The sequence below is a fragment of the Oribacterium sp. genome (assembly GCF_057249185.1).
Map to the genome: position 1 here is coordinate 1 of NZ_DBHIGR010000054.1, position 12,677 is coordinate 12,677.

The following is a 12,677-nucleotide window of genomic DNA, read 5'->3' on the forward strand; positions in this document are numbered from 1 at the left end:
CTCGGGATTTTTGGGCTTTGGATACTGGCATAATAATAACTTTTTGGAAGTAGGACCGGTTTATGATGCGGGAAATCAGACACTCAGCTTAAAGATTGGTACAGAGAACTTCAGTTTCCCGGCAGGCTATGAAATCCGATTAACGGTTAATGTTAAGCCTACTGTTAAGGCCTATGAGAAGTACCAGAAGAACTTTATGGACTACTTTGACAAGGAGACGGAAAGGCAGATTAAAGCCGGAACAAATGATATTGGTTACCTGGATAATGTCAATGGTTCGAATATCTCCGGGACAAGGACTCCGGATAGTACCTCAACTGTAAAGCTGGGAGACCTAAGAACAGACCAGTGGTATCTTTATCAAATGACACCGGAGGAAACTTTCCATACATCTTCCCAAAAAGACGGCTTTTATTCTAACGAAGGCGCCTATCTCCAATATCGTAGGTTTAAGGGGAAAGATAATCCCGACACACCACAGAATAAATACCAAAAGCCTGTAGTTCAGATTGAACCGGCCACTCTTAGAATTGTAAAGTCTTTCGTGGGAACGAACAGTTCTTCCGAAGAGTTGGAGCTTTTAAAGAATACTTCTTTCATCTTGAAGGAGCAGATTCCCGGAAGTACCAATTATCGAGAAGTAAAGCGCTTTTCGATGACAAAGTCCGCTACCAGTACTGCTTTGGGATATCTTGTTTCAGAAGAGTTAAATGGAACCAAATTGTCCGGAACCGGTAAAAATTTAACACCGGAAAATCCTACAGGTGCAGGAACTTTACAAGCAACAATGCAGGGTGGAAAGAAACAGTATGTCTTAAGCATTAACGGTCTTATTCCCGGCAGAAAGTATCAGGTGGAAGAAGCTATTAGTGCTTCCGGACAGAATCCTGTCATTGGAGGATCACAGCTTCATTTTAAGAAAATGGCAATTACTGCCATTGCCGGAGACGATAGCAAAGTCACTTCCGGAAACTACGATATTGCTACTGTAAGCATGGGTAAGAATGAAACAAAACAAATCAACGTGCAGAATACCTATGAACGGGAGGATAGACAGGTTCTTCGAATTGAAAAGCAGGTAAGTGGAGAAATGGCTGATAAAAATCAAGTTTTCCCCTTCCGATTAAAGCTTTTTAAGACAGAGAATCAGCCTATTACACAGAGTGATTTTGATTCCATTAAAGCAGATTTTCCTGCAGTAACAAAGAGTGCTATCAGCTTCGATCCTGGAACTGCAACTATCAGTTTTAACTTGAAGCATAATCAGGCTATGGAATTCTTGTTGCCAAAGACTTATTACTATATGGCAGGCGAGAATCCTTCCGGATACCTACCTTCGGTAAGCACAGGTTATGTTTTAGAACAAGCAACTGATGCCCAGGGCTTCCGCTTCACCAAGAAAAAACTATTGGGAAGAAACGCGGATGGTTCAATGCAAGTTATTCAGTTTAGAAATGTGAAAGACCCCATTTCTCCGACAGGAGTTGTGGAGGAAGCAAGACCACTTGCTATGGTCTTCACAGCATTTATTCTCTTCTCCGGAGCGATTGCTTTCGGCATGAAGAAGAAAGAAGAAGTCTAAAGAAACATAGGCTCTGTAAGTAATAATAAGTAGTGTAAAAAGTCCTCGGACAGATACTCTGAAAAGAGTATTGTCCGGGGATTTTTTGATACTTAACGAGATATCGCACGCGTAGTGTGTGATATCTCGTTTTCACTTTTTTAAAAATCATGAATATGAATATTCATTTTTATGATTGAATAATAGTGGAAAAGCGATTATAATAGGGAACAAAGGAGGTGATTCCGTGGAATATGAAAGTGAAAAAAGAGAATATAAAGAGCAATTTACAGAGGATGTCTATAAAACCGTTATTGCCTTTGCTAATACCGGAGGAGGTGTCTTGTACTTAGGCATTAATGACCAAGGCTTTGCTGTAGGTCTTGAGAATATTGATGAAAACTACACTCGCCTTACTAATGGCATAAGGGACTCTATTGCTCCGGATATAACCATGTTCATTCGATATGTATTACGAGAGGATAATGTAATTGAAATTCACGTGGGAGAGGGAAGTTATAAACCTTACTACATTAAGAAAAAAGGCTTGAAACCGACAGGGGTATATGTAAGACAGGGAGCCTCTACAGCGCAAGCATCTTCAGAACAGATTCGGAGGATGATAAAAGATGCAGATGGAGATGTATTTGAAGAGCTTCGGGCAATGAATCAAGAATTGACTTTTTCGGCAATGAAAGAGAGCTTTCAGAAGAGGGAACTTCCTTTGTCAGAAGAAAAGTTTACTTCCTTAGGCCTTCTGAATCCTGAGGATAAGCAATTTACCAATCTGGCATGGCTTCTTTCGGATCAATGTCAGCATACCCTGAAGATTGCCGTATTTGACGGAGAGGACAAAAGTATATTCAAGGATAGAAGGGAATTTTCAGGATCCATATTTCGACAATTAGAGGAGTGCTATGCCTATTTACAGCTGGTGAATCGAACTGCGGGGAGATTTTCAGGCTTAGAAAGAATTGACTTAACAGACTATCCGGAAGAAGCTTTGCGAGAAGCTTTGTTGAACGCTATGATCCATAGAGATTATAGCTTTAGTGGAAGCATCATTATCAATGCAAATGATGCTTGTATGGAATTCATTTCTCTTGGGGGCTTACTGGCAGGGCTGAGTAAAGAAGATATTTGCAATGGGATTTCTCTACCCAGAAATAAAAAGCTGGCAGAGCTTTGCCTCCGATTAAAATTGATAGAGTCCTATGGTACGGGAATTGGAAAGATGTATCGAGCATATAAAGACTGCGATCAAAAACCGGAGTTTATCATTACTTCTAACACTTTTAAAGTAATCTTACCCAATAGAAATAGTGAGCCGAAAGAGAACGAGAAGGACAAGAAAGCAAAGCATTCTTGTTCCTATCTTCCCTTTCCTAAGGAAATAAACCCCGGTTTTCTTATGGAACGGCAAAGCATCTATAAACCGCTCTCCTTACAGAAAAAAACCGTGCTCTCGTATCTTGAAGAACATAAGAGCATGAGAGAGAAGGAGCTACAGGAACTCCTGCAGATTCGAAAGACAAGAGCCTACTTGTTAAGTCGAGAGATGCAGGAGGAAGGCCTGATTGTGATTGAAGGAAGAGGTGAGAAGAAGAGTTTTCGCTTGCCGAATTGAAGAAGGTGATGCTATTAAGTGCTTCGTTTTTCTTGATTACTACAATTTTGTGTGTCTACTTATATTGACTGCTACATTTATCCTTCTTTAAGTGGGGATTTGCGTAGAGTTTAGTATTCCTTGAATGGGGATTTGCGTAGAATTTAGCTTTCATTGAAAGGGGATTTGCGATATACTTTCTTTGGAAAGGTGGACTTCAGTATGAAAAAATCTGTATTTGCAAGAAAAATATATAGAGAAATTCTTGAATGGAAAGAGAATCGCAGCGATAAATATGCATTGTTAATCAAGGGAGCACGAAGAGTCGGTAAATCTACAATAGTAGAAGAATTTGCGAAAAAAGAGTTCAAATCCTATATCATGCTAGATTTTGCTCATGTAAGTAAAAGCATAAAAGATTTATTTGAAGACACTTATGATTTGGATTTTTTCTTTTTACAGTTGCAGCAATTAAGCGGTACCAAATTATATGAGAAAGAGTCAGTCATTATTTTTGATGAAGTTCAGTTGCTCCCTAAAGCGAGACAGGCCATCAAGTATCTTGTTGCAGATGGTAGATATAAATATATTGAGACAGGTTCTTTACTCTCGATTAAGAAGAATACAAAGGATATTTTGATTCCGAGTGAAGAACATAAAATCTCTATGTATCCGATGGATTTTGAAGAATTTTTATGGGCGATCGGAGATGAAGTTTCTATCGAAACAATCAAGATACTTTTGGAAAAAAAGAGGCCTGCTGGGAATGCAATTCATAGAAATCTTATGAGAATTTTCAGATTATATATGCTGATCGGGGGAATGCCTCAGGCTGTAGAAACATATCTGGAAAAGAATAACTTGCAAGCAGTAGATGAGATTAAAAGGGCAATAGTGGACCTTTATGAAGAAGATTTTACAAAGATTGATGCTTCAGGACTAGCCGGCGATATATATGATGCTATTCCTGCAAATCTAAGCAGTAATGCATCGCGATATATATTATCGAATGCGAGAGAAGGAACACGGTCGGAGCGGGTTCGTGACCTGTTGCCGGATATTTTAAGTTCTTACACGGTTAATATAGCATATCATGCAAATAATCCCGGGGTTGGCATGGCATTAGAAAAGGATGTGGGAAAATACAAGTTATTTACTTCTGATGTTGGATTGTTTGTGACCCTTGCATTCAGAGATAAGAATTATATTGAGAATGTCATTTACAACAAGCTGCTTTCCGATAAACTGGAAGCCAATTTAGGGTATGTATATGAAAATGCTGTTGCGCAGATGCTTGTTGCTAAGGGAAACAACTTGTTCTATTACACAATGGGAAGCCATTCGTCCAATCATTTATATGAAATAGACTTTCTAATTTCGACAGGAAACAAGATTTGTCCTATAGAGGTGAAGTCGGGAAATTACAGATGCCACAAATCATTGGACCAATTTTGTGACAAGTTTAGAAGCCGTATAGCCAATAAATATCTGGTTCATACTAAGGATTATAAGTGGGAGAATGGAATCAACTATATTCCGGTATATATGCTTCCATTTTTATAAGATATACTTTTTCTGCTTTTAATCTTCTAAAAACGGTAGTTTGTGGCATTTTTAATCTGTTTAAAACGGTAGTTTTTGCTACTTTCAATCCGCTTAAAACGGTAGTTTTTGCTACTTTCGATCTGCTTAAAACGGTAGTTCATTGCGTTTTCAATCTGCTTAGAGCGGTAGTTGATTACGTTTTAAACCTTTCAGAAGGCTGTCTTAACATTGCTTCCAACCAAAGAGCTTATTTATTGTCATATGGAAATGAAGCTATTTATAGAATGTAAAGGAAATTAGTAAAAATTTTGTAATAATATCCAACTTGACATATAGTTCTTTTCCATGTAAATTTTCTGCATAACTGAATATCGAAAACCGTTGAGGTGGAGATAACGGCAATGATGCCTTTACAGAGAACCCGCGATGCTGAGAATCGGGTAAGAAACAAATTGTCAAATGGACCACTGAGGGTGCAGGGAAACGGAACTTCCGGAGTATTCTGCAACGCGTAGGGATGCGTGAGTTCCCGGGGATATGTTTGTATCCTGCTAAGCGGCACGGCAGAAGCTGTGAAACAAGGTGGCACCGCGGATAAATTGAATCTTATTCGTCCTTGGCAAAGATAAATTCTTTGCCGAGGACTTTTGTATTTACCGAGACATCACGAACTGCGAACGATTCCGTAAATACCCTCAACTCCTTGGCAAAGAAATTCACCATTTACCGTCTGCTAAAGGCAGGAGAGAAAGAGGAGGAAAGAACTATGAAGTTAAACAATGTGGATTTTGAAACTTACTTAAAGAACTACCCGGATGCCAATGGCTATTTCGGAAAGTATGGCGGAGCCTATATCCCCGAGGAATTAAAGAAGGCCATGGAGGAAATCAACCATGCCTATGAAACGATTTCCAAGTCCAGAAAGTTTATTGCGGAATTAAGAAGAATCCGTAAGGAATTTCAGGGAAGACCTACACCCATATCCCATTTGGAAAGACTCTCCGAGAAGATCAACACCGGAGTACAGCTTTATGTAAAGCGTGAGGACTTAAATCATACCGGTGCCCATAAGTTAAATCACTGCATGGGTGAGGTACTTCTGGCAAAGTACATGGGTAAGAAGAAGGTGATTGCGGAGACCGGTGCAGGACAGCACGGTGTGGCCTTGGCTACCGCAGCAGCTTACTTCGGTATGGAATGTGATATCTATATGGGGGCTGTGGACATCAAGAAGCAGGCTCCAAACGTAGCCAGAATGAAGATTCTGGGAGCAAGAGTGGTGGAAGTTAAAGAAGGCTTGGCTACTTTGAAGGAGGCGGTGGACGCTGCATTTGCCGCGTATATGAAGGAGTATAAGGATGCTATCTATTGTATCGGATCCGTGGTTGGGCCTCATCCTTTCCCCATGATGGTAAGAGATTTTCAGAGTATTGTGGGCATCGAAGCCAGAGAGCAGTTCCTGGAAATGACGAGAGAACTGCCGGATGCCATCGTAGCCTGCGTGGGCGGCGGTTCCAATGCCATGGGACTTTTCTCCGGCTTCTTAAATGACCCTGTAACCATCTACGGTGTGGAGCCTTTGGGAAGAGGTACAGCTCTTGGTGACCATGCAGCCAGCCTTACCTACGGAGAAGAGGGAGTTATGCACGGCTTTAACAGTATTATGTTAAAGGACGAAAAGGGTGAGCCGGCACCTGTATATTCCGTTGCCAGTGGTTTGGACTACCCATCCTCCGGTCCTGAGCATGCCTTCTTACATGACCTTGGCAGAGTGAAGTACGATGTGGTCAATGATGAGGAGACCATTGATGCCTTCTTCACCCTTTCCAGAATGGAAGGAATCATTCCCGCCATTGAAAGCTCCCACGCGGTGGCTTACGGCATGAAGCTGGCTAAGCAGATGAATAAGGGCTCAATCCTTATCAACCTTTCCGGAAGAGGAGATAAGGATATGGACTATATCCTGGAGAGATACGGAATTAGATAAAATAGGAGTGACAGACAAGATTTAAGGGGATTATAGTTAAAAATATTTTAGTGAAATCGATTTCGGTGAAATGGATTTCAGTGAAATTCATTTCGGTAAAACTAAGAGAAGCAAAGCAAAAAAGTGAAAAAAACTGATTGACAGTTCTACTGCTTTATGGTATTTTAGCAATGTTCTGAATTTATTCAGGATGCGCTGATGTAGCACAGTCGGTAGTGCGTCGCATTGGTAGTGCGGAGGTCACGGGTCCGATTCCCGTCATCAGCTTTTTCTTAACTGCGGAAGACTGGCTTGTTCAGCTTCCGCTGATTTTTTATCAGGGTTTTTCTCATTTTTACAGGAGGGAGTTCGTTATGGAAGCAAAGATTAACGTGGAATATCCCGTAATAGACGTTTTTGCCACCGGGAAAAACATTGAGCGATTACGGAAGGAAAAGGGCTTGAAGGTAAAAGATGTTGCCCTGTTTATGGGCTTCTTAGAGCCACAGGCCGTGTATAAGTGGCAGCAGGGGAAGGCTTTGCCCAGCTTAGACAATATGTTTGCATTGAGTGTGCTCCTGGAAGTGCCCATGGAGGAGATTTTGGTGAGGAAGTCCGGAGACAGCCTGGAAAAGGACAAACACCTGGCGGCATAAAATTTATTTTAAGGAATTACAGAAAACTACTCGAAATTTTGAGAAAAATAGGTATAATAGATAGGTTCAGTAAAGAAGCGATTAGTAGGAGTGTGGAATGGAAAACATAATGAAACCAGTCTTGGAAGTGAAAGAGTTTGTAGAGGAGCAGGGATATGCTCGTTTCGTTTGTGATTCTTTAGCAAAGGGAGAGGCTACGGTTCTCGGGAATTCCTTAAGAAGAATTCTGCTTTCTTCTATGCCCGGATCTGCTGTCAGTGAAGTAAAGCTGGATAGTGTCTATCATGAATTTTCTTCTATTCCCGGGGTAAAGGAAGACGTATCCGAAATCATTATGAATTTGAAGAATCTGGCACTTCGTTATACCGGTAGCGGAGAGGAGCCTGTGATGGCCTATGTGGATTACATGGGAGAGGGCGTAGTCAAAGCTTCCGATATTAAGGTGAGTTCCGAAGTGGAAATCATGAATCCTGACCTTGTCTTAGCACATTTATCCGGTAAGGATGCCAAGATTTATATGGAAATGAAGGTCAGCAAGGGAAAGGGCTATGATGGAGCCAACACCAGAGATCACAGCGATCTTGCTATCGGCGTGATTGCGGTAGATGCAATTTATTCTCCTGTAAAGAAGGTGAATGTCTTCGTGGAAGAGCAGGGGAATACAGAGCGTTTGATTCTGGATGTGACTACCGACCGGACCATGATGCCGGAGGAGGCCGTATCTTTGGCAGCTCGTATCCTACAGACCCATTTGCAGCTCTTTATGCACATGGATACCTCTGCAAAGGAGCAGGGTGCTGCTGTTTCCAGTCAGGAGGCAGGAAGGGACGAGTTGAACAAGAGCATTGATGAGCTGGAGCTCAGTGTTCGTTCCTACAACTGCTTAAAGAGAGCGGGAATCAATACGGTAGAAGACCTTTGTGCCAAGACCATGGATGACCTGATGAAGGTGAGAAACATGGGAAGAAAGTCTTTGGATGAGATTTTAAATAAGTTGGAAAGTATGGGATTGTTCCTGTCTTCCAAGGCGGATTAATAGTATGGGCATCGCTTTGCGATGCCCTATTTTTTTACCCTTTTTTAAAATTCTATGGTATGATAGCGAGGAAAATTTAAGGCCAAGATTCTTGGAGAAGAAAATGGATGGAAAGAAGAAAGCAATTTTGGACTGAGCAAAGGAAGAGGGAATACATCCGGGAGGCTGAGGATAACCTTTTCATTGTGGCGGGCCCGGGGACAGGGAAGACCACCCTTCTTTCAAAAAGAATATTAAATCAGATTATGGGCGGTGAAAGGCTTTCCCATTTTCTTTTGCTGGCCTTTACGGATGAGGCGGTAGCGGAATTTAAACAAAAGATAAAAAAGCATTTGTATCGGGAAATTGCGATTAACAAAGAAATGAGTCATCGTTTAAAGCGAAAGGTATATGGCATTGACAGTATGCATATCACCACTTTCCGAGACTTTTGCCTCTATGTTATTCATGTAAAGGAGCATTTTCAGAAAGCTTGGAAGAGGGAACAGTACATTGGTGAGGTGGAAAAAAATGCCTGCCTACAGGAAATCCGAAAAGCAGTGCAAAAATCTACGGAACTTAAGTCTACGGAATCAGAATATTCTTTTATGCCTTTGGAGGAACAATGCTATAGAATATTGAAAGAGAATCCCAAGCTTCTGCAGATTTTACGACGGGATTTTACCAAGATTTACGCGGATGAATTACAGGATTTGAACCAGACCCAGCTGGACATTCTTCTCCTTCTGTCCACGGATAAGAAGGGGAAAATGCGGCATAATTGCCTTTTTATGGTGGGAGATCCCAGACAAACCATCTATCAGGAGGAGGAAGCGGAACGACAGGTTTTCTTCCAAATGAAGCGGCGCATGGAGAAAAAGCGGAATGTGAAGGTCCTCTACCTCAATGAGAATTATCGTTCCAATGCGGAGTTGGTGGAATGGATTAATCGACATTTTCGGAAGAGAATGCCCGCCTATCATGATATGAAGGCTTGCCAAAGGCCCGAGTTTTTGCAAAATTCTCCTCTCCACGGTGTTTTCCACTATCCTTCGGAAAAGGAGAGTCTAAGAGCTCTACAGGATTTGATGGGGAAACTGTTAAACTCTTATCCGGATTTACGAGACAGAGATTTTCTGATTTTATCCAATGACAAGGAGAAAGAAGCAGATTACAAAGAAGTCCTGAAACCCTTTGGCTTTTCGGAAGCTTCGTTGGATCATATGGTTTTGGATGCCCATGCTGCCAAGGGCTTAAATTCGAATATTGTGATTTTGATGGAAACCGGCGGAAACAGCTGTGCGGAAGCCAGATCCAAGTATACCAGTTTGGAATATGTGGCAGTAACAAGAGCAAAGCATGCCCTCATTTTCCTGGAAGGAAAAGGGGAGGAGCAGTGGTTTTGCGATAGTCTTTACAATATGGAAGAGCTAAAAGAAATCCCCTTTCCGGAGCCTTAGCTTCCCTGTAGCCTTTAGGGCCGGGCGCTTAGGATAGGAAGAGGGGATTTTTTATTCTTAACAAGTGGCTCAGGCGAAGCTTGAGACATCTTGTTTTTAACCACTACCGTTGATGCAAGACAAGAAATTGTGAATGCAAGCTTTAAGCTATGAGCTAAAGTGTAAGCGGTTTAAGCCTTGGAAAGAAGCAAAAGCTGGAAGGCGTGATAGGCCAGATTCAGCGGTTCGGGCAGAAATTTATCCACCAAAGCTTCAATAATGACTTCAGTGCCAAGCTTCTGCTTTAACTTCGGATTCATCTTCTTATTCCCGCGAAATTCTTGAACAATTTCCTGACTGGAAGGGAGAAGATGAACATAGATACTATCCTGCTTGGGAAGCTGTTCTGCCAGAAAACGGACATTGCTATAGGGAATCTTACGAAGGCTTTCTAAAATTGCCTGTTTAGAGCCTTTAAAAAAAATTCGAATGCCTGATGTTGCAGGATAAATCTGAATTCCGGAAATCTGGGGGTGACTGGCTAATATTTGACTTAAGATTTCTTCCTCCTGAGAAGTAATCCGGCTTACTCCTAAACGAATTCGGAAGGAAGCATCATTTTCATGGACTAACTGGTAAAACATGGAAATTTTTTTCTCCTTTTCATTGCTGATTCTATGGACTCTATACTATAAAAATAGTTTGTTACAACTAAGTGTCTTTTGTATTATACCCTAATTTTAGATTTCTGCACTAAAAAGACAAGACATTTCTTTTTTCCTTTAGATTTTTACATTCCTTTTAGAAAATTTTTCTAAAGAATTGAAAAACAAAGCCTGGTTTTTGTGCTATAGTTTTGCCATTGCTTAAGTCTGATGATTTAAACTGGAAATCAAGAATGGATACGAGAAAAGAAAGGAAAAGGATGAACATGAGGGAAGTACAAAACATTATTATTGGATTTGGTAAGGCCGGAAAAACATTGGCAGGCTATCTGGCTAAAAAGGGGGAGAAGACGGTTTTAATCGAGGAAAATCCCCTTCGTTATGGAGGTACCTGCATTAACGTGGCTTGTATTCCTTCAAAGTCTTTAGAGAATAGCGCCAGAGAGTCCGCTGCACTGGGGGGAGAATTCTCCGAGAAGGCGGAGCGTTATCAGAAGGCTATTGAGGAGAAGAGAAGACTGACCCATTTCCTGAGAGGAAAGAATCTGGAAAAGGTACAGGGGGCCGGTGTGGAGGTCATTGACGGCAGAGCCTCTTTCCTGGATGAACACCGTATTCTGGTGGAAAGTGCTAAAGGAGATGAGGAAATCCGGGGAGAGCGTATCTTTGTTAACACCGGAGCTAAGACCATTATCCCAAAGATTGCCGGAGTAGAAAGCTCTAAGAGAGTATATACCAGTGAAAGCATGATGGAGTTGGATACTCTGCCTAAAAACCTTGTGATTATCGGCGGGGGCTATATCGGCTTGGAGTTTGCTTCTTACTATCAGAATTTTGGATCTACTGTAACCATTCTACAGGATACTATGGACTTTATCCCAAGAGAAGACCGGGAAATGGCTAAGGCTATTGAAGAGAACATGGAGAAGCTGGGGATTACCCTGTGTAAGGGCGTAACTGTGCAGGAAATTCAGGATAAGGAAGAGGAAAGTCTGATTCTGTTCCAGCAGGGCGGAGAGGGGAAGACCATTACCGCAGATGCCATCCTTGTGGCAACAGGAAGAAAGCCAAACGTAGAGAACCTGGCGTTGGAAAAGGCAGGTCTTTCCCTGACAGAAAGAGGAGCCATCCCTGTAGATTCTTCCCTAAGAACCAAGGTGCCTCATATCTTTGCCATGGGAGATGTGACCGGGGGCCTGCAGTTTACTTATATTTCTTTAGACGACTTCCGTATCGTAAAGGCAGCTTTAGAGCAGGAAGCTAAGGGAGAGGGAACTGCTCTTCGAAGCACGGAAAACAGAGGGGCTATCCCCTATTCCGTATTCCTGACACCGGCATTTTCCAGAGTGGGAATTACGGAGGAAGAAGCAAAGGCACAGGGCAAGCAGTATCGAGTAGCAAAGCTTCCGGTAGCGGCTATTCCCAAGGCTCAGGTTTTGCGTCAGACCGCCGGTCTGCTGAAGGTGATTATTGAAGAAGGAAGCAATCTTATCCTAGGTGCTCATCTTTATTGTCCGGAAAGCTATGAAATGATTAATCTGATTAAGCTGGCTATGGATCAGAAGATTCCGGCAAATGTGCTGGCGTCTCAGATTTATACACATCCTACGATGACGGAAGCTTTTAACGATCTTCTGGGGTAAGTGATTGCTGTATTCATTATAAAGATGCGCTACAACTTATTGACTTTTGCGGCGGCTTCGTTGCTTTAGTCCTGTTCTTCGGCAATATATTCTAAATATTCTTCCTCGGTGGCGAAACGCATGATTTGTGTACCGACCTTTGCAACATAGCTATAATTTTCGTAATACATAAGGAACCTCCTGATATTATGAATGAAAAAGGAATGAAGGGGTAAAGAAAGAGGAAACTTCGAAGGGAGTTTCTTTTTTCTTTTAAAGATGTTCTCGTAATGCTTTAGACATCTTGTTTGTATGGATGTATTATGACATTTCAATAGGGTGATAAAACGGACTCAATAATAGCAAATGCTTATTAGTTTCTATGGAGATGAAAGAGATAAGAAATGACTTTTTGGAGAGTCGGAAGGTATTCCGGGACTTGCTGAATTTTTTTGAAAAGGAGGGCGGAAATTCGAAAGAAATTCATTATATAAATTTCCGGCTTCGCCGATAAATAATCTAGCGATGGTTATTTTACCTATCTACAAATAGAAGAGGAAGGAAAAAAATGGCAATTCATATTCAAGATTTTGCAGGAAAAG

General features: G+C 41.6%; 9 protein-coding genes and 1 tRNA gene. 9 read left to right on the forward strand and 1 reads right to left on the reverse strand.

The genetic code is table 11. From position 1 onward, the window contains the following. The 8 genes from ACO4PX_RS04630 to ACO4PX_RS04665 all read left to right on the forward strand — a co-directional run. The coding region (locus tag ACO4PX_RS04630; protein WP_485571711.1) for a DUF7604 domain-containing protein at positions 1-1,582 on the forward strand (1,582 nt) is incomplete at its 5' end. Between the two features lie 226 nt (positions 1,583-1,808). Continuing rightward, a complete protein-coding gene (locus tag ACO4PX_RS04635; protein ID WP_485571713.1) occupies positions 1,809-3,188 on the forward strand; it encodes an RNA-binding domain-containing protein in 1,380 nt (459 codons plus the stop codon). 201 nt (positions 3,189-3,389) lie between these two features. Continuing rightward, positions 3,390-4,730 carry an ATP-binding protein gene (locus ACO4PX_RS04640; protein WP_472445734.1) on the forward strand — a complete coding sequence of 447 codons (1,341 nt, stop codon included), beginning with the start codon at positions 3,390-3,392 and terminating at the stop codon, positions 4,728-4,730. A gap of 763 nt (positions 4,731-5,493) precedes the next feature. After that, positions 5,494-6,699, forward strand: coding sequence for a tryptophan synthase subunit beta (gene trpB, locus ACO4PX_RS04645; protein WP_485571717.1), 1,206 nt, complete (start codon positions 5,494-5,496; stop codon positions 6,697-6,699). A gap of 194 nt (positions 6,700-6,893) precedes the next feature. Beyond that, positions 6,894-6,966: transfer RNA gene (locus tag ACO4PX_RS04650), tRNA-Thr, on the forward strand. Positions 6,967-7,052: 86 nt separating this feature from the next. Continuing rightward, complete coding sequence (locus ACO4PX_RS04655; protein WP_183684521.1) at positions 7,053-7,334, forward strand: helix-turn-helix transcriptional regulator; 282 nt, start codon at positions 7,053-7,055, stop codon at positions 7,332-7,334. A gap of 97 nt (positions 7,335-7,431) precedes the next feature. Further along, on the forward strand, positions 7,432-8,370 hold the full coding sequence (locus ACO4PX_RS04660) for a DNA-directed RNA polymerase subunit alpha (RefSeq protein ID WP_314343854.1): 939 nt from the start codon (positions 7,432-7,434) through the stop codon (positions 8,368-8,370). A gap of 107 nt (positions 8,371-8,477) precedes the next feature. Beyond that, entirely contained in the window at positions 8,478-9,809 is a 1,332-nt protein-coding gene (locus tag ACO4PX_RS04665) for a UvrD-helicase domain-containing protein (protein WP_485571715.1), read from the forward strand. A gap of 170 nt (positions 9,810-9,979) precedes the next feature. Here ACO4PX_RS04665 and ACO4PX_RS04670 read toward each other — a convergent pair whose 3' ends face one another. Next, positions 9,980-10,432 carry a hypothetical protein gene (locus tag ACO4PX_RS04670; protein WP_455016978.1) on the reverse strand — a complete coding sequence of 151 codons (453 nt, stop codon included), beginning with the start codon at positions 10,430-10,432 and terminating at the stop codon, positions 9,980-9,982. Positions 10,433-10,719: 287 nt separating this feature from the next. Here ACO4PX_RS04670 and ACO4PX_RS04675 point away from each other — a divergent pair, with 287 nt between their 5' ends. After that, positions 10,720-12,096, forward strand: a complete 1,377-nt coding sequence (locus tag ACO4PX_RS04675) for an FAD-dependent oxidoreductase (protein WP_308580418.1) — start codon at positions 10,720-10,722, stop codon at positions 12,094-12,096. Positions 12,097-12,677: the final 581 nt, after the last annotated feature.